The sequence below is a fragment of the Kitasatospora sp. NPDC056181 genome, assembly GCF_042266225.1.
Lineage (GTDB): Bacteria > Actinomycetota > Actinomycetes > Streptomycetales > Streptomycetaceae > Kitasatospora.
Genome location: NZ_JBHJUK010000144.1, coordinates 1 through 21,628, shown reverse-complemented (window position 1 = coordinate 21,628; position 21,628 = coordinate 1). Strand labels below are relative to the sequence as shown.

The window sequence follows — 21,628 nt, the reverse complement described above, 5'->3', positions numbered from 1 at the left end:
TACGACACCGGCGCGGCGCCGGCCCCCGCCGCGCGGGGGGCCCGCCGGCGGCCCCGGGGGCCGCGCCCCCCGGGCCCTCCGGCGTTCGGCGCTCAGGACTTCTTGGCGCACTCCGCGCAGGTGCCGAAGATCTCCAGGGTGTGCGCGATGTCGCTGAAGCCGTGCTCGGCGGCGACCGAGTTGGCCCAGCGCTCGACGGCCGGCCCCTCGACCTCGACGGTGGCCCCGCAGTGCCGGCAGACCAGGTGGTGGTGGTGCCCGCTGCTGCAACGGCGGTAGACCGCCTCGCCGTCGGCGGTGCGCAGCACGTCCACCTCGCCCGCGTCGGCGAGCGACTGCAGGGTGCGGTAGACCGTGGTCAGGCCCACCGAGTCACCCCGGTGCTTGAGCATGTCGTGGAGCTCCTGCGCGCTGCGGAAGTCCTCGATCTCGTCCAGGGCTGCCGAGACGGCGGCACGCTGCCGGGTCGATCGGGCGCGCGGCGACGGGCCTGCGGTGGTCACCGTGGGTCCTCCTGGGTGTGTGGGCGTCTCGCACCTCATTGTGCCAGCCCCGCACCGCGCTCCGGAGAGGTTGCGTCGGCCGGGCTCTGCCCGGGCAGTTGGACGTCGCAGACCCGGGGTCCGGACTCGCCCGCCGCCCGGTGCCGGCGGCGGGCCAGCGGGGCGGCGACCGCGCTGAAGACCGCGAAGACGGCGATGGCGAGCAGCACGATGGCCGGGCCGGAGGGGACGTCCAGGTGGTACGAGCCGGTGACGCCGGCCAGCGCGACCACCACGCCGAGCCCGATGGAGGCGGCCTGGGTGGCGGCGAAGGAGCGGGTGAGCTGCTGGGCGGCGACCACCGGGACCACCATCAGCGCGCTGACCAGCAGCAGGCCGACGACCCGCATGGCGACGGTGACGGTGACCGCGGCCATCACGGCGAGCAGCAGGTTGAGGAAGCGCACCGGCAGGCCGGTGACCCGGGCGAAGTCCTCGTCCTGGCAGATCGCGAAGAGCTGGCGGCGCAGGCCGACGGTGACGGCGATCACCAGGGCGCCGAGGATCCCGATGGTGGTGAGGTCGGCCGGGGTGACGGTCAGGATGGAGCCCCAGAGGTAGGACTCCAGCGAGCCGGCGCCGGCCTGGGCGGACTTCGAGACCAGCAGCTTCCCGCAGGCCATGCCGCCGTAGAAGAGCATGGCGAGCGCGATGTCGCCGCGCTGGTTGCCGCGCGAGCGGACCAGTTCCATGGCGACGGCGCCGAGGACACAGACCAGCACGGCCATCCAGACCGGGCTGGTGTCGAAGATGAAGCCGAGGCCCACGCCGGTCATCGCGACGTGGCCCATGCCGTCGCCCATCAGTGCCTGGCGCCGCTGGACGAGGTAGATGCCGACGGCGGGCGCGGTGATGCCGACCAGGACGGCGGCGAGCAGCGCCCGCTGCATGAAGTCGTACTGGAGCATCTCGGTCATGCCAGCAGTCCCTGGGTGTGGTGGAGGTCCTCGTGCGGGTGGACGTGGTCGTGTCCGGGGAGCGCGTGCAGTCCGGTGTTGGGGACGGGCGGGCCGTCGTGGGCGACGCAGCCGTCGCGGAGCACCACCGCACGGTCGATCAGCGGCTCCAGCGGCCCGAGTTCGTGCAGCACCAGCAGGACGGCGGCGCCGCGCGCGACCTCGGCGCGCAGGGTGTCGGCGAGCACCTGCTGGCTGGCGGCGTCCACCCCGGCCATCGGCTCGTCCATGATCAGCAGGTCGGGGGAGCCGACCAGGGCGCGGGCGATCAGCACCCGCTGCTGCTGCCCGCCGGAGAGGTCCGCGACGCCGTCCCCGGCCCGGTCCAGCATGCCGACGGCGGCCAGCGCGCCGTCCACCGCCGCGCGGTCCTTGCGGCGGAACGGCAGCAGGCCGTGCTGCGGCAGCCGCCCGGTGGAGACCACCTCGCGGACGGTGGCCGGGACGCCGGAGGCGGCGGTGGTGCGCTGCGGGACGTACCCGATCCGGTGCCAGGCGCGGAACTTGGCGAACGGCGTGCCGAACAGCTCCAGGCCGCCCTGGTCCAGCGCCACGGCGCCGGTCACGGCCTTGACGGTGGTGGACTTGCCGGAGCCGTTGGCGCCGAGCAGCGCGACGACCTCACCGGGGTTCACCGTGAGGTCGACGCCGCGCAGCACCGGCCGGCCGCCGCGGGAGGCGACGGCGTCGTGGAGGCGGACGGCCGGGGGTGTCGGGTGTGCCATGAGGTGCTGTCGTCCCGTCAGCTGGTGGTCGCGGGGGTGGTCGCGGCCGGGGTGGTGGCGGCGGCCGCGGGGGTGCTCGCGGGAGTGCCTGCGGGGGTGGTCGCGCCGAGGGCGGCCTGGAGGTTGGCGAGGTTGCGCCTCATCACCGTCAGGTAGTCGTCCTTGGAGGTGTCCTTGACGCCCTCCAGCGGGTCCAGGACGGCGGTCTTGAGGCCGAGGTCCTTGGCGACGGTCTCGGCGAGCTTGGGGCTGACCAGGGTCTCGAAGAAGACCGTGGTGACGCCGTGCTCCTTGGCGGCCTTCTGGACCTCGGCGAGGCGGGCCGGCGTGGGCTCGGACTCCGGGTCGACGCCGTTGATGGCGACCTGGGTGAGGCCGTAGTGCTCGGCGAGGTAGCCGAAGGCGGCGTGGCTGGTGACGAACGTCCGGGTCCCGGCGTCCTTCAGGCCGTCCCGGAACTCCTGGTCCAGGGCGGTGAGCCTGTTGACCAGGTCGTCGGTGTTCTTCCGGTAGTCGGCCGCGTGCTCCGGGTCGGCCTTGGCGAACCCGTCGCCGACGCTCTTGGCGACCGCCGCGTACCGGGTGGGGTCGAGCCAGAGGTGCGGGTCGCCGGCGGCCTCGGCGTGGTCGTGGCCGTCGCCCTCGGAGTGGCCCTCGCCGAGGTGGTGGTCGACCAGCGGGCTGGCGGCGGTGGCGTCGATCACGTGCTTGGCGCCGGAGTCGGCGACGGCCTTGTCCACGGTGGGCTGGAGGCCCTTGAGGTAGACGACCGCGCCGGCCTTCTTGACGTTCGCGACCTGCTTGGCGGTGAGCTCCAGGTCGTGCGGCTCGACGCCGGCCGCGGTGAGGTCGGTGACCTTGACGTGCTCGCCGCCGATCTGCGAGGCGAGGTACTCCATCGGGTAGAAGGAGGCGACGACGTCCAGCTTGCCGCCGGAGCCCTTGGCGCTGCTGTCCCCGCCACAGGCGGTGAGGAGGAGGGTGGCGGACAGGGCCGTGGCGGTCAGGGCTATGGCGGTGCGAGAGGGTCGTCGGATCATCATGACAACCATTCTCAGGTTAGATGGAAATGATTGTCAAATCACTCGGACGGGTGAACAAGGGGTGACGACGAGTGGGAGGAGCCGGGGGATTCCGATGGGCGGGGGAGCACGGGCAATACCGATTTGAACCCCGTACCCGTATGGCCGGTAACCTGAGGTATTCGGGTACGCGCAACCAGCCGTGCCCTGACCGTGCCGTCGTACTGAAGAGAGCACTGTGGCCGCCGACAAGATCGACACGATCGTCAGCCTGAGCAAGCGCCGTGGCTTCGTCTACCCCTGCAGCGAGATCTACGGTGGCACCCGCGCCGCCTGGGACTACGGGCCGCTGGGTGTCGAGCTGAAGGAGAACATCAAGCGCCAGTGGTGGCGCGCGATGGTCCAGGCCCGTGAGGACGTCGTCGGCCTCGACTCGTCGGTGATCCTGGCCCGCGAGGTCTGGGAGGCCTCCGGCCACGTCGCCACCTTCAACGACCCGCTGACCGAGTGCCTCTCCTGCCACAAGCGCCACCGGGCCGACCACCTGGAGGAGAAGTACGAGGCCAAGCACGGCTTCCCGCCGCCGAACGGCCTCATGGACATCAACTGCCCCGACTGCGGAACCAAGGGCTCCTTCACCGAGCCCCGGGAGTTCTCGGGCATGCTGAAGACCCACCTCGGCGTGACCGAGGAGGCCGGCGGCCTGGCGTACCTGCGCCCGGAGACGGCCCAGGGCATCTTCACCAACTTCAAGGCCGTCCAGACCACCTCGCGCAAGAAGCCGCCGTTCGGCATCGCCCAGACCGGCAAGAGCTTCCGCAACGAGATCACCCCCGGCAACTTCATCTTCCGCACCCGCGAGTTCGAGCAGATGGAGATGGAGTTCTTCGTCAAGCCGGGCGAGGACGAGCAGTGGCACGACTACTGGCTCCAGCAGCGCTGGGACTGGTACGTCGACCTCGGTCTGCGGACCGAGAACATGCGCTTCTTCGAGCACCCGAAGGAGAAGCTCTCCCACTACGCCAAGCGCACGGTGGACATCGAGTACCGCTTCAACTTCGGCGGCCAGGAGTTCTCGGAGCTGGAGGGCGTCGCCAACCGCACGGACTACGACCTCACGGTGCACAGCGAGGCCTCCGGCCAGGACCTCAAGTACTTCGACCAGGAGTCCGGCGAGCGGTACTTCCCGTACGTCATCGAGCCGGCGGCGGGCCTCAACCGCGCCATGCTGGCCTTCCTGATCGACGCCTACTTCGAGGACGAGGCGCCCAACGCCAAGGGCGTCATGGAGAAGCGCGTCGGCATGCGGCTCGACCCGCGCCTGGCCCCGGTCAAGGTCGCCGTGCTGCCGCTCTCGCGCAACGCCGACCTCTCGCCGAAGGCCCGCGGCCTCGCCGCCGACCTGCGCACCGCGTGGAACGTCGAGTTCGACGACGCCGGCGCGATCGGCAAGCGCTACCGCCGCCAGGACGAGATCGGCACGCCGTTCTGCGTCACCGTCGACTTCGACACCCTTGAGGACAACGCGGTGACCGTGCGCGACCGCGACACCATGTCGCAGGAGCGGGTCTCGCTGGACCAGGTGAAGTCGTACCTGGCGGCGCGGCTGATCGGCTGCTGACGTCCGGTTCTGCTCCGGGGAGCCCCCGTTCGCCTTCGGGCGGGCGGGGGCTCCCTGCGTCCTGCGGGGCCGGCTCCCTAGCGCCTCCCCCAGCGGGAGCGGGGCGGGGCGGCCTGGGTCGTCGGCAGGCCGGCCGTGCGGAGGGCGGCGAGGGTGCTGCGGTGGCGGACCTCGTCCGCGGTCAAGGCGGCCAGCAGGGCGCCGTACAGCTCGCTGTGCGGCTCCAGGGCGGCGGCCAGTGCGACCAGTTCGGCCGACGGGCGCAGCGCCGCCAGGTCGTGCAGCAGGGCGGCGGGCAGCGGGGCGGGGAGGGAGCCGGCCAGTGCGGCGAGATCGGCGGTGGGCCGGCCCGCGGCCTGGCGCAGCAGCGCCCGGGCGTCGCCGGACCGGCCGCCGCGCTCCAGTGCGGTGGCGAGCGCGGCCAGCTCGGCGGTCGGTGCGGATCCCCACTCCCAGAGCAGGGTGGCGCCGTCCGCGTGCTGCCCGGCCCGCTCCAGCGCCGCCAGCAGAGCGGGCAGGGCGGCCACCGGGTAGCTCCACAGGGCGTGGAACAGCTCGGCAGCCTCGGCGGCCAGCCCCGCCTGGCGCAACTCGGCGAGCGTGCCGGCGGCCTGCGCGGGGGTGCTCCGGGCCGCGCCGCGGGCCAGCAGGAGGGAGGCGTCGGGCGGGCCGCCGCGGGCGAGCAGGCCCGTCAGGTGGGCGGTGTCCTGCGGGAGGAGCAGAGTGGCCGCCTCGTCCAGCAGGGCGGTGTAGGCGTGGGCGGCGCCCTGGCGGTGCAGGGCGGTCACCTGTGCGGCGAGGGCGGCGAGTTCGGCGGGGGAGCGGCGGCGGGGGCCCTGGGTGCTCCGGGGGATCGGCGGCGGAGGGGGCGCCGCCGTGGCCCCTGCGGTCTCCGCGGGCTGGGGCTGGGGCTGGGGTCGGAGCTCGGACCGGGGCTGGGGCTGGGACTGGGACTGGGGCTGGGACTGGGGCTGGGACTGGAGCTGGGGGTGCGGCGGGGGTTGGAGCCGTGGCTGGGGCTGGGGCCTGTCGAAGCGGGCCCCGGTGGCGGGGGGTGCCGGTGGTGGCGTTCCGGGGGCGGACGCTTCCTCGTACACGCCGTCCGGGAAGCCGGCCCCGGCGGGCTGACGGGGCGCGGGGCCGCCCTGACGGGGCGCGGTGTCGCCCTGCCGCGGGGCCGGCTGGCGCAGGCGGCCCTCCAACGCGGTGAGCTGCTCGGTCAGTTCGATGCAGCGCGCGCCGAGGTCCTCGCGCAGCGTCCGCGCCTGGTCCAGCTGCCGCAACAGCTCCCCGTCCGGCCGCTGCCGCTCCGGGAGGGCCCGCACGGCCTCCCTGAGGCGGCGTTCGCGCTGGTTGGCGTACTGCCTGGCCCGGAATAACTCGTCCAGCTCCGCGCGGAGCTCAAGTGCGTCCTGCTCGCTCTCGCCGATGTGCCCGGTTGTTGGTTGTTCTGTGTGACGTATCCGCATGATCGCCGCACCCTATCCATCTCGACCCTGATTGCGGGTCATCCTGGCGTCGGTATACGGCTGCCGAGTTACGGGAGTGCGTCCAGCGGTTGGCGAGTCGCATCCAGGGCCGCACAGGTGGCGGTGGCGGCGAGGAGCCCGACGACGGCCGCCGGGAGCAGCGCTGCCTCGTAGTACGGCGCCGGGAACCAGAGGACGACCAGGGCGCCGGCGGCCGTGCCGGCGACGGCGGGCAGCGCGAGCCGGACCGCGTGCCCGGCCACGGCGGCGAGCAGCACCACGGCGCCCGCCGCGGCGGCGACCCAGGGGGTGCCGAAGCTGCCGGCGTACCGGATGGCGAGGGCGGGGACGAGGAACAGCGCCAGGCCCCGGCCGAGGGTGTGCGAGAGCGCCGTGACGCGCGGGCCGGGAAGCTCCTCGTACCGCGGGACGAAGGTGGTCGCGACGAGCACGGCCAGCACGGTGAGCGTGCTCTCCAGCCTGGGGCCGAGGCGGGCGAGGTTGTAGAGCAGGACGCTGTCGTACAGCGTCAGCATCAGATGGCCGTACGCCCAGAGGTCGACCGCGAAGACGATCGGCCGGGGGGCGTACGGCGTGGTGTCGGGCTCCCGTCCCGCGATCCAGGCGAGGAGCGGCGGGGTGACGACCGCCGACAGGACCCGGATGACGATGTCGTCCACCGTGTACGGGTTGCGGAGGTCCCACTCGACCGCGCAGAACGCGACGGTGTACGAGACCGCGGCGAGCGGGAGCAGTGGCGAGCGGGCCGTCCGGACGTACAGCACCCGGTCCAGCCGGCGCAGCACCGCGGCGAACGAGAGGAGCACGAGCGGGAGTTCGAGGAACGCCTGGACACGGAGGACGGACGGCGCGAGCAGTCCGGGCGCGGGCGTGTGCGCGGCGAACCAGTCGACGACCGGGTTGCCGCGCGGCACGTCGAACCAACCGGGCGGCAGGTACCGCGCGATGAACTCGGTGCTCCCCCCGTGCACCCGCTGGACGTAGACGGCGAAGGCCAGTTGGTTGACGAGGATCAGCGCCACCACGATCGCGAGCAACGCCTCCGGCCCGGGCGCGCCTGCGCGCCCGGGCCGGACCTCCCGTCGCAACGCCCTTGGCGTGACGGCCAGGGAGGCGACGGCCGACACGACCACCGCGGCGTCCAGGACGCGTGCGACGGTGCTCACCGCGCCAGCCGGGTACGGGCCTCCATCAGGGCGAACCCGAGCAGGTTCTCCCCGCGCCAGTCGGCCGGCCGCTGCGCACGCTCGTCGTCGGCGGCGAGTCCGATGCCCCAGAGCCGGTCCACCGGGCTGGCCTCGACCAGGACGCGGTTCGCCGTGCCGAGGAGGTACGCGCGCAGTGCCTCGTCCTGCCCGAACTTGGCGACGTTCCCCTGGGTGACCAGCTCGAACCGCCCGGCCGCCCAGGCGGGTTCGTCGAAGCCCCTGACCTGCCGGCCGAGCTTCTTCGCCTCGGCGGGGGTGCGGGCCGCCAGGATGCGCGGCACGATCGCCTCGTCCCCGAACATCCGCGCCTTGCCCGCCATCATCCAGTGCTCGGCGCTGGCGTACGCCACCCCGTCGACGGTGAACCCGGACGGCCACCACTGGCTGAGCGATCCCGGCCCGACCGACCCGTCCCGCTGCGGCCGGTGGCCCCAGAACATCAGCCACTTCGGTTGCGCGCCGGCCGCGACCGCTGCCGTCAACTCCGCGCGGTTCCGGGCGTCGAGGGGGTTCCCCGTGTACGTGCTGCTCATATCGTCATCCTGACACGAAGGGGGTGGGCGGTGCCAACGCTTTCCCCGTACGCCGGTTGCGGCCGGGGCTCTCGGATCGGAATCATCGCCGTATGTTCGAGATCCTTCCCGGCGTCGGCCTCCGTCTGCCCGGCCGCGCGGGCGTGCTCCGCTTCGGCGACGACGAGCGGACCGCGCAGTGGGCCGTCGCCACCGTCGCGGACGTGCGCGAGGGGTGGGTCTGCGGGGCGGGCTGGTCGTTCACGGCGGAGTACGAGGGCGTCCGGCTCGACGTCCACGGCGACGTCGGCGACCGCTACGGCCGCTACGAGGACGTTCGCGGCCTGGCGGCTGTCGGCCTCACCCGGGACCCGCTCTGCCTGACCGCCCCGGTGGTCCTCGACGGCATCGACCTCTTCGGCTACCCGAGTGCCGAGGTCCTGGACGCGCTCGGCTACGACCTCCCCCCGGCCGTCCGCCTCCGCGGCGACGGCCGGCACTTCACCACCGTCTGGCTCGACGCGGAACGCGTGTGGGGCAGGGACACCTGAGGGTCGGAGTGGGAAGTCGGGCCCGCCAGCTTCCCGCCCCACTGGTGGTGGCGCCGACGGGAGGGGCGAACGCCCGCGGTGGAACGGCGTGTTCGCACCGGGGGGGCGGAAGTCCGGTGCCCCGGAGGCCCGGTGGCTCGCCGCCCCGGCCCGCAGAAAGCGGCGTGCCCCGGCCGGTGGGCCGGGGCACGCCGTCATCGGGTGAAGCCGGGGTCAGCTCCCGGTGGAGTGACGGCGGCGGGAGACGGCGACCAGGGCCGCGCCCGCGGCGACGGCCGCGGCGGCGCCGCCGGCCTCCCAGCCGAGGTCGTCGCCCGCGCCGGTGGCGGCGAGGCGGCCGGAGGCCGTGGTGGTCGTCGTCCAGGTGGCCGCCGGGGCCGGCGCGTGGGCCGCGCCCGGGCTGGTGCTGTTGGTCGAGACGTCGGCGGCGGTCTGGACGGTCGTGCCGGTGCCGGTGCCGGTGCCGGTACCAGTACCAGCGGCCTGGGCGGCCTGGTCGGGCTGCGGGGCCGGCCGGGTGGGCTTGGCGGCGGCCGCGGCCGCGGCGTTGGCCTCGTCCTCGGCGCGGGCCGTGTACTGGCCCTCCTTGAGGAACTTGACGACGTCGGCGTAGGTGCCGTCGAGTGCGGCGCCGGCGGCCTTCTTCACGGCGGGGCCGCCGGCCTCCATGAGCTGGGAGACCTTCACCCGGTCGTCGCTCTCGCGCAGGGCCGGCAGCTCGACTTCGAGGAAGCGGCGGACGTCCTCGGGCGTGCCGCTCAGCGCCTTCTGTGCGGCGGCGTTGACCCGCGGGCCGGTCTCCTTGTTGGCGATGATGACGAGCACCGCGACCCGGTCGTCCTCGGCGCGGGCCTTGGGCAGGTCCTCGTCGAAGAGCTTGTGGAGGGCTTCGGCGGTGTTGATCCGCAGAGCCTTGTCGACGGCCTCCTTGACGGAGCGCCCGCCGGCGTCGGCGATCTGCACCGCCTTCAGCCTGAGGTCGGCCGTGCGGGCTTCCTCCAGGCCGGTCTCCAGGAACTGGCGCAGCTCGGCGGCGCCGCCCTTGAGGGCCTTCTCGGCGGCGGTGCGCACGGCGGGGCCGCTCTCCTTGTCGGCGAGGATGCGCTCCACCGCCGCCCGGTCGTCGTCCTCGGCGCGGGCCGTGTACTGGCCCTCCTTGAGGAACTTGACGACGTCGGCGTAGGTGCCGTCGAGTGCGGCGCCGGCGGCCTTCTTCACGGCGGGGCCGCCCGCGGCCATGATCTGGGAGAGCTTGACCCGGTCGTCGTCCTGGCGCTGCCTGTCCAGCTCGACCTCGAAGAAGTGCCGCAGGTCGGCGGCGCTGCCCTTGAGGGCCTTCTCGGCGGCCTCGCGGACGCCGCGCCCCGTCTCCTTGTCGGCGAGGATGCGCTGGATCTCCGCGCGGTCCCGGTCCTCCTGGGTGGAGTCGTGGTCCCCGGCGGGGTCGGACGCCGTGTCAGGACCGGAGAGCCCGGTGGGCTTCGGCTGGTCCGTGGCGGACGCCATCGAGGGGAACAGGACGGTGGGGGCCAGCACAGCCGCAGCGAGGACAGCGGACGCCCGGGGCAACTTCATCAAGCAGACCTGCTTCTCATGGGGAGATCACGGGGAGGGTTCGTGAACCCGGACAGCATAGATCTTTTTGACTGCTCGGCATATCAACTATTCGGCGGGGTTGGTTCGTTCGGGATGTTACGGACAACTGCCGACAAACGGCGCCGCGCCCGCCCGCCCCGTCGGGGGCAGGTGGGCGCGGCGCCGTCCGCGACCCGGCCGTCCGGGGCGGTCAGCCGATGGACCGGGGCAGACGCGTGGTCAGGTACAGGATGGTGAAGGAGCCCAGGAGCTGGATGCCGAGGCAGAGGGCCAGGGCGCGGTCCATGCCCAGCGTCGAGGAGAGCGCCAGGTAGAGACTGCCCAGGGTGGCGACGCCGAGGGCGAGGCTGGACTGCTGGCCGGTGGCGAGGACGCCGCTGCCCACGCCGGCGCGGTCGGCGGGGACCTTGGAGAGGACGACGCGGAACAGCGGGGTGCCGATCAGGCCCTGGCCGATGCCGGCGAGGGCGACGCCGGGGGCCATCCGCAGCGGCGAGAAGTGCTGCCAGTCGGCGAGGACGGTGAGCGCCAGGGTGATGAGGCCCAGAGCCTGCACCACGGCTCCGGCCGTGAGGACGCGGCTGCCGAAGCGGCCGATCAGACGGGGGCCGGAGAGCGAGGCGGCGAAGTAGCCGACGGCCATCGGGACGAGTGCCCAGCCGGCCGCGACCGGCCCGAGGTGGAGGCCCTGCTGGAGGGCGACGGCGATCACGAACATGAAGCCGCCGAAGCCGCCGAAGTAGGGGAGCGCGATGCCGAGGCCGCGCCGCATCTCCGGGATCCGCAGCAGGCTGGGCGGCACCAGCGGGGTGGCGCCGCGGCGCTCGGCGCGCACCTCGACCACGCCGAACGCGACCGCGAACACCGGGAAGAGCGCGAGCAGCAGCCAGGACCAGAGCGGCCAGCCGGCGGCGCGGCCCTCCATCAGCGGGACGAGCAGGGCGAGCAGGGCGGCGGTGAGCAGCAGCGTTCCGGGAACGTCCACGCGGGCGGCCTGCTCGGCCCGGCTCTCGGGGACGTAACGGACGGCCAGGACGAGGGCGAGCAGGGCGAACGGGACGTTCAGCAGGAAGACGGAGCGCCAGCCGCTGCCGAACAGGTCGGCGGCGACCAGCATCCCGCCGAGGACCTGCCCGATCACCACCGAGATCCCGCCGACCGCGCCGTAGACGGAGAGCGCGCGGCCCCGGCGTGCGCCGTGGGTGGCGGCGGTGATGGTGCCGAGCACCTGCGGGATGAGCAGGGCGGCCGAGGCGCCCTGGGCGGCGCGGGCGGCGACCAGGGTCCAGGCGCCGGGGGCGAGTCCGCAGGCGAGCGAGGTCAGGGCGAAGGCGGCGGCGCCGACGACGAACAGCCGGCGGCGGCCGAAGATGTCGCCGAGCCGCCCGCCGAGGACCAGCAGCACGGCGAAGGCGATGCCGTAGCCGGCGGCCACCAGCTCCAGGACGGCGGGGCCCGCGGCAAGGTCGTGGTCGATGGTGGGCAGGGCGACGTTGACGATGAAGAAGTCGAGCATCGGCAGGAAGGCGCCGAGCAGGACGGTGACCAGCCCGGCGGTGCCGAGGGCGGAGCCCGGGGCGGCCGTGGCGGAGGCCTGTCCGGAGGTCTCGGCGGAGGGCTTCGGGGAGGGGGCGGAGTCCGGTGCGGCGGAGGCGGCGGTGGCCGGTCCGGCGGGACGGGCGGGTGCGGCGACGGTGGTCTTGGCGACGGCGAGTTGTGGGGTCACGGGTCATACGATCCGCCGCCCGCCAACCTGGTACCAGAGTGTGGTTATCCAGGTATAAGAAGTACCTGGCAACAGGATGCGCGGTGGCGCATGCTGGGTGCATGAGCCTGTCCACCACGCCCGCCACGACCGCGCCGGTGAGAGCCGTCCCCGCCCCCGACGAGGCCCGCCGGCACGAGCTGGCGGCCTTCCTGCGCAGCCGCCGCGAGCGGATCGCGCCCGAGCAGGTGGGCCTGCCGATGACCGGCCGCCGCCGTACGCCGGGGCTGCGCCGCGAGGAGGTGGCGCAGCTCGCCGCGGTCGGGGTGACCTGGTACACGTGGCTGGAGCAGGGGCGGGACATCCAGGTGTCCGCCCAGGTGCTGGACGCGGTCGCCCGCGCGCTGCTGCTGGATCCGGCCGAACGGGGCCACCTGTTCGTGCTGGCCGGGACGGAGGACCCGGCGCCGGTACGCGAGTGCCTGACGGTGACTCCGGCGATCCGGCTGGTGCTGGAGCAGATGTCGCCGATGCCGGCCGCGGTGGTCAACACCCGGTACGACGTGCTGGCGCACAACCCCTCGTACACCCACCTCGTCGGGAACCTCGACGAACTGCCCTTCGAGGACCGGAACCTGATGTGGATGGCGTTCACGCCGTCGCGGTTCCGGGATGTGCTGGTGGACCACGAGAACGAGCGGGACGGGATGGTGGCCCGGTTCCGCTCGGGGATGGCCGACCACAGTGCCGAGCCGGCCTGGAAGGCTCTGCTCGCCCGGCTGCGCAAGGCCTCACCGGACTTCGAGGCGGCCTGGCAGCGGCACGACGTGATGCTCCCGGGCAACGGGCTGAAGCGGTTCATGGTGCCGGGCGTCGGGCTGCTGCACTGCGACTACACGAACTTCTGGCTGGGGCCGCGTCCGAGCGCCCGCCTGATCGCTTACACGCCCAGGGACGAGGAGACCCGTGAGCGGATGGAGCTGATGGCGGGTGGGCTCCGGGGCGGGGCGCAGGAACGGGCGCGGAGCGAGGCGTAACACCGGGTACCCGAGCGAGGCGTAACACCGGGAACCGGGGCGGGCTCCCGGCCCGACCGCGGTGGGTCAGGCGCGGGCCGCGCGGCGGCCGAGCGCGAGGCAGAGAGCGGCCAGCGGCAGTTCGATGCAGCCGGCCATCACCACGGCGGCGAGCAGCGGCAGGCCGGTGCCGGCGGTGCCGATGTCGGCCAGGGCGTCGCCGGTGAGCAGCAGCGCCACCGCACCGGCGGGCAGGACGGCGGCCGGGCTGCGGCGGCGCAGCAGCCCGTCCAGCGAGAGCAGGGAGGCGAGTTCGAGCAGGTCGAGGACGACCCACGGGGTCTCGTGGCCGACGGCGAGCACCGCCAGCCAGGGCAGCAGGGCGAGTGCCGCGAAGGCGGGCACCCGCTCGGCCCACGCCGGCAGCGGCGCGGTGGCCGGAGCCGTGGCGCCGCGAGCCGTGGCGCCGCGAACCGCGGCGCCCAGGACGGCCGTGCTCATCGCGCACCGCCGGTCACGCCACCGCGCCGACGGCCCGGGACCCGCGCCAGTGACTGCCGCTCGCAGCCGCCCGCGTGCTCCACCAGCACCCCGTCGAACCGCCCGTGCGCCCAGGCGAGCCAGAACTCCCCGGCCACCGTGACCACTTCGGGGCTCCCGGTGACCCGGCCGGCCCGCCCGAGCCACCCGCCGGTGAACCGCACGGCGGGCGCCGCGCCGTCCTGCGCCAGCCGCCCCCAGGCCAGCCCGTACCGCCCGCGGGAGCCGGGGACGGCGCAGCGCCGGGCACCGCGCAGCAGGTGCGGGGTCAGCCGGGCCGCGACCAGGACGTCCAGCAGCTCGCCGTGCTCGTACACCTCCAGCGCCGCGCGCCCCCGCGTCGCCCGGGCACTGCGCACCGCCCACGGACCGCGCGGACCGGCGGGCCCGGCCGGGTCGGCCGGTCCGACGGGCAGCGGGCCTTCGGCGTCGGCCGTCCCGGCGCCCGGGGCGGGCCGCCCGTGGGGCGGAGTGGCGGAGTGCGGTGCAGGGCTCGTCATGTCCTCAAGACTTCCGCGCACCACCCCCCGGCGTCGGTAGTGTCCCGCTCCGAATCGGGGGTGTAGCCAGGTACACCCCCGTCCTCCATCCCCCTTCATGGCGTCAGTCGATCTTCGGGGCCTACGCTGTCGGGCATGCCCTCCACCCCGCTGCGCCGAGCGCTCGCCAGGAGCGCCGAGCGCCCGCCGTGGTCGGCCGCCGCCTGGCGCGACGTCCGTTTCATAGCCGCCGGCATCCCGTTGGCCATGCCGATCTGGCTGGCCTGCCTGACCCCCAAGGCCTTCCTGCCGGTCACCTTCCTGACCCTGCTCTGCCTGCGGCTGCTGACGTCGGCTCAGCGCGGTCGGCTGCGCGCCCTGCGCGGCGTCGAGGTGCCGGCGCTGCTGCGGTCCGCGGACCTCCCGGCGGGCCTGCTGACCCGGCTGCGCACGGGGGTGAGCTGGCGTCAGGCCGGCTACCACCTGCTGGTCGGCCCGGTGCTGGCGCTCGGCTCGCTCTGCCTGCTGTACGCGTGGGGCGCCGGCCTGCTGCTGACCACCGTCCTCGGCTGGGCGTGGCTGATGCCGTCGTCCAGCCCGGTGCGGGTGCACCCGCTCCAGCTGGACGTCCCGGTGACCCTGTGCGGCGCCGTCCTGCTCGCGCTGCTGCCCTGGGCCGGCGCCCTGCTGGCCCGGCTGGAGGAGACGGCCGCCCGGCGGATGCTGGGCCCGGGCCGGGCGGAGACGCTGGAGCGCCGGGTCGAGGAGATCGCCGAGAGCCGGGCCGGCCTGGTCGACGCCGTCGACGCCGAGCGCCGCCGGATCGAGCGCGACCTGCACGACGGCGCCCAGCAGAGGCTCACCTCGCTGGCGATGAACCTGGGCCTGGCCCGGCGCGCCCTCAAGGACGTCCCGCCCGAGGTCATGCAGGTCATCGTGGACGCGCACGAGGAGGCCCAGGCCGCCATCGACGAACTGCGCGACCTGGTCCGCGGCCTGCACCCGGCCGTCCTGGAGGACCGCGGCCTGGACGCGGCGCTGTCCGGCATCGCCGCGCGCGCCCCGCTGCCGGTGCGGCTCGACGTCGACCTCACCGAGAGGATCGCGCCGACCGTCGAGGCGGTCGCCTACTTCACCGTCTCCGAGGCGCTGACCAACGTCGCCAAGCACGCCCGCGCCTCGCGGGTCCAGCTCTCGGTGCGGACGGCCGGTGGCCGGCTGCTCCTGGTCGTCAGCGACGACGGCGTCGGCGGCGCGGACGCCTCGCGCGGCACCGGGCTGACCGGCCTGCGCAAGCGGGCCGCCTCGGTCGACGGCACGCTGTCCGTTCTCAGCCCCCTCGGGGGTCCCACCACCATCACCGTGGAGTTGCCGTGCGCGCTGTGATCGCCGAGGACTCGGTCCTGCTCAGGGTCGGCCTGGTCAAGGTCCTGGAGGCGGTGGGCTTCGAGGTGGCCGCCGCCGTCGGGGACGCCGAGGAGCTGCTCGCCGCGGTGGAGGAGCACCGGCCGGGGGTGGTGGTGGCGGACGTGCGGATGCCTCCCGGCTTCACCGACGAGGGTGTCCGGGCGGCGCTGATGATCCGCCGGCAGTGGCCGGAGGTGGCGGTGCTGCTGCTCTCCCAGTACGTCGAGGAGCGGTACGCGGCCGACCTGCTGGCCACCAACACCAGCGGGGTGGGCTACCTGCTCAAGCAGCGGGTGGCCAACGTGGACGACTTCGTCGACGCCCTCCAGCGGGTCGCCGACGGCGGTACCGCGCTGGACCCGGAGGTGGTCGCCCAGCTGCTGGTCCGCCGCCACCGGGATCCGCTGGAGAAGCTGACCCCGCGCGAGCGGGACGTGCTCGGCCTGATGGCGGAGGGCCGCTCCAACGCCGCGATCGCCGCCGCCCTGGTGGTCAGCGACAGCGCGGTGGCCAAGCACATCAACTCGATCTTCACCAAGCTCGACCTGCCGCCGGCCGACGCCAGCCACCGCCGGGTGCTGGCGGTGCTGCGCTTCCTGGAGGTCGGGTAGCGGTGGGGTGGGGACGGGGGACGGTCGGCGGGCACCGGGCCTGGCGGATCACCGGGACACTGGCGATGGCGCTGACCATGGCGTTCGGCGCCGTGCAGACCTGGGGGCTGGTGGTGCAGCAGGAACGGACGTACTACCGGACGTATCCGGTCGCCGCGACCAGGGTGCACCTGGACACCGGTACCGCGGCGGTGCGCATCAGGCCGGGGGAGCCCGGCCGGGTCGTGGTGACCCAGTGGCTGGACTGGACGGTGCGCCGGCCGCGGGTCGAGACCCTCGTCGTGGGCGACGTGGTCACCGTCCGGATGCGCTGCAACCAGGTGCTGCCGGTGGTGGACGTCGGCTGCGGCGCGCTGATCGAGCTGGACGTGCCGGCCGGCGTCTCGGTGGACGGCGGCGCGACCTCCGGCAGCGTCGACGTCGCGGGCCTGAGCGGGGACGTCCGGCTCGACGCCTCCTCGGGGGCGATCGAGCTGTCCGGGCTCTCCGGCCAGGTGTACGCGCGGACCACGTCCGGGATGGTGAAGGGCACCGGCCTCGGCTCCGGCCGGGTCGACGTGAACGCCACCTCCGGTGCGGTCGAGCTGGGCTTCGCTCGCCCGCCGCACGTGGTGTCGGTCGGTGCGACCTCGGGATCGGTGTCGGTGACCCTGCCGCACGGCTCGGGCTACAACTTCGCCGTCGACCACGGCTCGGGCGACGTCCACGTCGACACCGGGCTGTCCGACCCCGCGAGCCCGGACACCGTCCAGATCTCCACCACCTCGGGCGCGGTGAACGTGGTCCCGGCCCAGGGCTGACCCGGGGCCGGGCGGCGACCGGGCCGCGGCCCGGAGCGGGGCCGGGCCGGGCCGGCGAGCGGCTCCTGACCGGCGGGGGACGGCCGGACCGGACGGCTGAAGGGCCGATCCGCGGGTGGGGGACAATGAAGAGTCCCGAGCCCCCGTCCCCGAGGTCAGCCGCGCATGACAGTCACGCCCGCACCCACCGCGACCACCGACGAGTTCGCGCCGCTGACCATCGGCCCGATGAAGGTGTGGCCGCCCGTCGTGCTGGCACCGATGGCCGGCATCACCAACGCGCCGTTCCGCACCCTCTGCCGCGAGCAGAGCGGCGGCAAGGGCCTGTACGTCTCGGAGATGATCACCACCCGGGCCCTGGTCGAGCGCAACGCCAAGACGATGCAGCTGATCAGGTTCGACGCGAGCGAGAAGCCGCGCTCGATCCAGCTGTACGGGGTGGACCCGGTCACCGTCGGCAAGGCGGCCCGGATGATCGCCGACGAGGACCTGGCCGACCACATCGACCTGAACTTCGGCTGCCCCGTCCCCAAGGTGACCCGCAAGGGCGGCGGCTCGGCGCTGCCGTACAAGCGGAACCTGCTGCGCGAGATCCTCCGCGAGGCGGTCGCCAACGCCGGGGACCTCCCGGTGACCATGAAGATGCGCAAGGGCATCGACGACGACCACCTCACCTACCTGGACGCCGGCCGGATCGGCGCCGAGGAGGGCGTGTCCGCGATCGCCCTGCACGGCCGCACCGCGGCCCAGCACTACGGGGGCACCGCGGACTGGTCGGCGATCGCCCGGCTGCGCGAGTCCGTCCCGGCGCACATCCCGGTGCTCGGCAACGGGGACATCTGGTCGGCGGACGACGCGGTGCGGATGATGCGCGAGACCGGGTGCGACGGCGTGGTGGTCGGCCGCGGCTGCCTGGGGCGGCCGTGGCTGTTCAAGGACCTGGTCGCGATCTTCGAGGGCGAGGTGGACTACGCCCGCCCGAGCTTCGCCGACGTGGCGCGGGCCATGGTGCGCCACGCGCAGCTGCTCGGCGAGTGGATCGGCGACGAGGCCCGCGGCGTGATCGACTTCCGCAAGCACGTGGCCTGGTACACCAAGGGCTTCTCGGTCGGCTCCGAGCTGCGGGTGAGGCTGGCCAACTCCTCCTCGCTGGCCGGGTTGGCCGAAACCCTCGCCCAGGTGGAGCAGTCCCAGCTCTGGCCGGCCGGTGCGGACGGCCCGCGCGGGCGCACCAGCGGCAACAACCGGGTGGTTCTGCCGGAAGGCTGGTTGGACGATCCGTACGACTGCGCCCTGCCCAGTGCAGACGCCGAATCGGACACCTCCGGCGGATGATCTGTCCGTAGTGGCAAAAACACCCCTGGATCGGTGATTGCCACCGCGTCCCAGCCCTCTTGTCCTATCTGGCCAAGAGGGCTCCTTTTTGGTGCACTGATGTCACGGAACGAGCGCATCCGTGGACGCAGTGCGACGATCGACGGAGGAGGACTACGTCCGGCGGGCGAGATGCGCTCGTGACGCTTGCCACATACGGTGGCGACTGACGGTCACTCAGGGGACGAAATGGCCACATCGGCGGTGAATCGCTTCCCGAAGGGGGTGGCGCGGGATCGGCCGGTCCGGGTGCAGGAAATCAAGCCGGGGCGGCACGGTGGACGGCCGACCGCTACTTTCCGTCCCGATCGTGTGATCTTCCGGTTTCCTTGTGTTCAAGACTTGAAGGCAAGCTAGCGTCATCCGGACGATTTCACCAACAGAGGTGAACGCCTTTATGTGCATTCGATCTGCTGGGTTACCACCGAGTACTGGCCTCGTACGGCCTATTGGCGGCGCAGAAGTGCCTTCGAAATGGGTATGTTCTCCGGCGTCAGGGCAACCGTGTGCGAGGAGACCGACCCGTGCCGTCCCAGCAGAAGTTTGTTTACTCCTTCACCGAAGGAAACAAGGACCTCAAGGATCTTCTTGGTGGCAAGGGCGCGAACCTGGCCGAGATGACCAACCTGGGCCTCCCGGTCCCTCCGGGGTTCACCATCACCACCGAGGCCTGCAAGGTCTTCCTGGAGACCGGCACCGAGCCGGCCTCGCTCCACGAGGAGATCAGCGCCCACCTGGACGCCCTTGAGCAGGAGATGGGCAAGAAGCTCGGCCAGGCCGACAACCCGCTCCTGGTCTCGGTCCGCTCCGGTGCCAAGTTCTCCATGCCCGGCATGATGGACACCGTCCTGAACATCGGCCTCTCCGACGCCTCGGTGACCGGTCTGGTCGCCCAGTCCGGCAACGAGCGCTTCGCCTGGGACTCCTACCGCCGCCTGGTCCAGATGTTCGGCAAGACCGTGCTGGGCGTCGACGGCGAGCTGTTCGAGGAGGCCCTGGACGAGGCCAAGCACGCCAAGGGCACCGTCAACGACCTGGACCTGGACGCTTCCGACCTCCGGGAACTGGTCGAGGTGTTCAAGGGCATCGTCGAGCGCGAGACCGGCCGGGCCTTCCCCCAGGACCCGCGCGAGCAGATGGACCTCGCGGTCCACGCCGTCTTCCACTCCTGGAACGGCGACCGCGCGCGGCTCTACCGCCGCCAGGAGCGCATCCCGAACGACCTGGGCACGGCGGTCAACGTCTGCTCCATGGTGTTCGGCAACCTCGGCGAGGACTCCGGCACCGGTGTCGCCTTCACCCGCGACCCCTCCACGGGCGCCGTCGGCGTCTACGGCGACTACCTCTCCAACGCCCAGGGCGAGGACGTCGTCGCCGGCATCCGCAACACGCTGCCGCTGTCCGAGCTGGAGAAGCTCGACAAGTCGTCGTACGACGAGCTGATGGCGATCATGCAGAAGCTCGAGAACCACTACCGCGACCTCTGCGACATCGAGTTCACGATCGAGCGCGGCAAGCTCTGGATGCTCCAGACCCGCGTGGGCAAGCGCACTGCGGCCGCGGCCTTCCGGATCGCCGTCCAGCTGGTCGACCAGGGCCTGATCGACCTGGACGAGGCCCTGATGCGGGTCACCGGCGGCCAGCTCTCCCAGCTGATGTTCCCGCGCTTCGCCCCCGACTCCGCCTCGAAGCAGATCGCCTGGGGCCTCGCCGCCTCGCCCGGCGCCGCGATCGGCAAGATCGTCTTCGACTCCTACACCGCGGTGAAGTGGTCCCGCTCCGGCGAGAAGGTCATCCTGGTCCGCCGCGAGACCAACCCGGACGACCTGGACGGCATGATCGCCGCCGAGGGCATCCTCACCTCGCGCGGTGGCAAGACCTCGCACGCCGCCGTCGTCGCCCGCGGCATGGGCAAGACCTGTGTCTGCGGCGCCGAGGAGCTCGAGGTCGACACCAAGCGCCGCCGGATGACCACCTCCGACGGCCTGGTGCTGGAGGAGGGCGACATCGTCTCCATCGACGGTGCCACCGGCAAGGTCTACCTCGGTGAGGTACCCGTGCTGCCGTCCCCCGTGGTCGAGTACTTCGAGGGCACCCTGCACGCCGGCGCCGACGTCCAGGGCGGCCTCGTCCAGGCCGTGCACCGGCTGATGTCGCACGCCGACGGCCGCCGCCGGCTCGCGGTGCGGGCCAACGCCGACAACGCTGAGGACGGCGGGCGCGCCCGCCGCTACGGCGCCCAGGGCATCGGCCTCTGCCGCACCGAGCACATGTTCCTCGGCGAGGAGCGCCGCAAGGAGGTCGAGCACCTGATCCTGGCGGACAACGACAAGGACCGCGAGCTCGCGCTCTCCACCCTGCTGCCGATGCAGAAGGGCGACTTCCTGGAGCTCTTCCAGGCGATGGACGGGCTGCCCGTCACCGTCCGCCTGCTCGACCCGCCGCTGCACGAGTTCCTGCCCGACATCACCGAGCTGTCGGTGCGCGTCGCCCTCGCCGAGGCCCGCAGGGACCCGAACGAGAACGACCTGCGCCTGCTCCAGGCGGTGCACAAGCTGCACGAGCAGAACCCGATGCTCGGCCTGCGCGGCGTCCGCCTCGGCCTGGTCATCCCCGGCCTGTTCGGCATGCAGGTCCGTGCCATCGCCGAGGCCGCCGCCGAGCGCAAGCTGGCCGGCGGGGACCCGCGCCCCGAGGTGATGATCCCGCTGGTCGGCACCGTCCAGGAGCTGGAGCTGGTCCGCGACGAGTGCGAGCGCGTGCTCGCCGAGGTCTCCCGGTCCACCGGCGTCCAGCTGGACATCAAGCTCGGCACCATGATCGAGCTGCCGCGCGCCGCCGTGACGGCCGGCCAGATCGCCGAGGCCGCCGAGTTCTTCTCCTTCGGCACCAACGACCTCACCCAGACCGTGTGGGGCTTCTCCCGGGACGACGTGGAGGCCTCCTTCTTCACGGCCTACCTGGAGAAGGGCATCTTCGGGGTCTCCCCGTTCGAGACCATCGACCGCGACGGCGTCGGCTCGCTCGTCAAGCACGCCGTCGAGGCCGGCCGGGCCACCCGCCCCGACCTCAAGCTCGGCGTCTGCGGCGAGCACGGCGGCGACCCGGAGTCGGTCCACTTCTTCCACGAGGTGGGGCTGGACTACGTCTCCTGCTCCCCCTTCCGGATCCCGGTGGCGCGCCTTGAGGCCGGCCGCGCCGCCATCGAGACCGCGGGCAGCGACTCGCGCTGAGGCGGGTAGGCGCCCTCCTCACCAGGCATCGGTGAGGAGGGCCCGTCCGACCACGGCGCGAACCCTTCGCTGACCGCATCCCTCCCACCAGGGAGGGCGTACACCGGAGCTCGGCGCAGGAGAACCGGCGTACGTAACGCGGCCGGGGGGGGGGCGGGCCAACCCGGGCCCGCCCCCCCCCCCCCCCGCCCACCGGCGCGGGCGGGGGGGGGGGGGGAGATTAAAAAAAAAACAAAAAAC

Annotated in this window: 19 protein-coding genes; 8 read left to right on the top strand and 11 right to left on the bottom strand. The window is 73.2% G+C overall.

The features are described from left to right. Positions 1-92 precede the first annotated feature (92 nt). Genes ACFC1F_RS35625 through ACFC1F_RS35610 form a run of 4 tightly spaced genes read right to left on the bottom strand, consistent with a single transcriptional unit; the run spans position 93 to position 3,266 of the window. Entirely contained in the window at positions 93-503 is a 411-nt protein-coding gene (locus tag ACFC1F_RS35625) for a Fur family transcriptional regulator (RefSeq protein ID WP_148645224.1), read from the bottom strand. A gap of 35 nt (positions 504-538) precedes the next feature. Continuing rightward, the gene (locus ACFC1F_RS35620; protein WP_209413336.1) at positions 539-1,459 is read right to left on the bottom strand and encodes a metal ABC transporter permease; all 921 of its coding nucleotides are present in this window, start codon (positions 1,457-1,459) and stop codon (positions 539-541) included. Continuing rightward, complete coding sequence (locus ACFC1F_RS35615; RefSeq protein WP_376164735.1) at positions 1,456-2,223, bottom strand: metal ABC transporter ATP-binding protein; 768 nt, start codon at positions 2,221-2,223, stop codon at positions 1,456-1,458. The genes ACFC1F_RS35620 and ACFC1F_RS35615 overlap by 4 nt, the downstream gene beginning before the upstream one ends. A 17-nt stretch (positions 2,224-2,240) precedes the next feature. Further along, complete coding sequence (locus tag ACFC1F_RS35610; RefSeq protein WP_376164733.1) at positions 2,241-3,266, bottom strand: metal ABC transporter substrate-binding protein; 1,026 nt, start codon at positions 3,264-3,266, stop codon at positions 2,241-2,243. Between the two features lie 217 nt (positions 3,267-3,483). On the opposite strand from ACFC1F_RS35610, the gene ACFC1F_RS35605 reads away from it, so the two are divergent. Further along, the gene (locus ACFC1F_RS35605) at positions 3,484-4,866 is read left to right on the top strand and encodes a glycine--tRNA ligase (protein WP_209413341.1); all 1,383 of its coding nucleotides are present in this window, start codon (positions 3,484-3,486) and stop codon (positions 4,864-4,866) included. 77 nt (positions 4,867-4,943) lie between these two features. On the opposite strand, the gene ACFC1F_RS35600 is transcribed toward ACFC1F_RS35605, so the two are convergent. From ACFC1F_RS35600 to ACFC1F_RS35590, 3 genes are all read right to left on the bottom strand, one after another. After that, positions 4,944-6,191 (bottom strand): hypothetical protein, encoded by a 1,248-nt coding sequence (locus ACFC1F_RS35600; RefSeq protein ID WP_376164731.1) that lies wholly within the window; start codon positions 6,189-6,191, stop codon positions 4,944-4,946. Between the two features lie 212 nt (positions 6,192-6,403). Further along, entirely contained in the window at positions 6,404-7,522 is a 1,119-nt protein-coding gene (locus ACFC1F_RS35595) for a hypothetical protein (RefSeq protein WP_376164729.1), read from the bottom strand. Beyond that, positions 7,519-8,097, bottom strand: a complete 579-nt coding sequence (locus ACFC1F_RS35590; RefSeq protein WP_376164726.1) for an NADAR family protein — start codon at positions 8,095-8,097, stop codon at positions 7,519-7,521. The genes ACFC1F_RS35595 and ACFC1F_RS35590 overlap by 4 nt, the downstream gene beginning before the upstream one ends. Before the next feature lie 92 nt (positions 8,098-8,189). Between ACFC1F_RS35590 and ACFC1F_RS35585 the strand changes: the two genes are divergently transcribed. After that, positions 8,190-8,627, top strand: coding sequence for a hypothetical protein (locus ACFC1F_RS35585; RefSeq protein WP_376164724.1), 438 nt, complete (start codon positions 8,190-8,192; stop codon positions 8,625-8,627). Between the two features lie 213 nt (positions 8,628-8,840). Here ACFC1F_RS35585 and ACFC1F_RS35580 read toward each other — a convergent pair whose 3' ends face one another. Continuing rightward, complete coding sequence (locus ACFC1F_RS35580) at positions 8,841-10,202, bottom strand: ALF repeat-containing protein (protein ID WP_376164722.1); 1,362 nt, start codon at positions 10,200-10,202, stop codon at positions 8,841-8,843. Positions 10,203-10,413: 211 nt separating this feature from the next. After that, positions 10,414-11,949 (bottom strand): MFS transporter, encoded by a 1,536-nt coding sequence (locus ACFC1F_RS35575; protein ID WP_376164720.1) that lies wholly within the window; start codon positions 11,947-11,949, stop codon positions 10,414-10,416. 101 nt (positions 11,950-12,050) lie between these two features. Here ACFC1F_RS35575 and ACFC1F_RS35570 point away from each other — a divergent pair, with 101 nt between their 5' ends. Continuing rightward, positions 12,051-12,965: a helix-turn-helix transcriptional regulator gene (locus ACFC1F_RS35570; RefSeq protein ID WP_376164718.1), complete on the top strand. Its 915-nt coding sequence runs from the start codon at positions 12,051-12,053 to the stop codon at positions 12,963-12,965. A gap of 66 nt (positions 12,966-13,031) precedes the next feature. Here the strand turns inward: ACFC1F_RS35570 and ACFC1F_RS35565 are convergent, their stop codons facing one another. Both ACFC1F_RS35565 and ACFC1F_RS35560 read right to left on the bottom strand, forming a co-directional pair. Continuing rightward, positions 13,032-13,445 carry a hypothetical protein gene (locus tag ACFC1F_RS35565; protein WP_376164716.1) on the bottom strand — a complete coding sequence of 138 codons (414 nt, stop codon included), beginning with the start codon at positions 13,443-13,445 and terminating at the stop codon, positions 13,032-13,034. After that, positions 13,442-13,984, bottom strand: coding sequence for a hypothetical protein (locus tag ACFC1F_RS35560; RefSeq protein WP_376164714.1), 543 nt, complete (start codon positions 13,982-13,984; stop codon positions 13,442-13,444). The genes ACFC1F_RS35565 and ACFC1F_RS35560 overlap by 4 nt, the downstream gene beginning before the upstream one ends. Positions 13,985-14,119: 135 nt before the next feature. On the opposite strand from ACFC1F_RS35560, the gene ACFC1F_RS35555 reads away from it, so the two are divergent. The 5 genes from ACFC1F_RS35555 (at position 14,120) to ppdK (ending at position 21,388) form a co-directional block, all read left to right on the top strand. Next, positions 14,120-15,349 carry a histidine kinase gene (locus tag ACFC1F_RS35555; protein ID WP_376164712.1) on the top strand — a complete coding sequence of 410 codons (1,230 nt, stop codon included), beginning with the start codon at positions 14,120-14,122 and terminating at the stop codon, positions 15,347-15,349. After that, a complete protein-coding gene (locus ACFC1F_RS35550; protein ID WP_376164710.1) occupies positions 15,337-15,981 on the top strand; it encodes a response regulator in 645 nt (214 codons plus the stop codon). The genes ACFC1F_RS35555 and ACFC1F_RS35550 overlap by 13 nt, the downstream gene beginning before the upstream one ends. Positions 15,982-15,983: 2 nt before the next feature. Next, a complete protein-coding gene (locus ACFC1F_RS35545; protein WP_209413358.1) occupies positions 15,984-16,781 on the top strand; it encodes a DUF4097 family beta strand repeat-containing protein in 798 nt (265 codons plus the stop codon). A 165-nt stretch (positions 16,782-16,946) separates the two neighbouring features. Continuing rightward, the gene (dusB, locus tag ACFC1F_RS35540) at positions 16,947-18,116 is read left to right on the top strand and encodes a tRNA dihydrouridine synthase DusB (protein ID WP_209413360.1); all 1,170 of its coding nucleotides are present in this window, start codon (positions 16,947-16,949) and stop codon (positions 18,114-18,116) included. A 563-nt stretch (positions 18,117-18,679) separates the two neighbouring features. Then, positions 18,680-21,388 (top strand): pyruvate, phosphate dikinase, encoded by a 2,709-nt coding sequence (gene ppdK, locus ACFC1F_RS35535; RefSeq protein WP_307853200.1) that lies wholly within the window; start codon positions 18,680-18,682, stop codon positions 21,386-21,388. Positions 21,389-21,628: the final 240 nt, after the last annotated feature.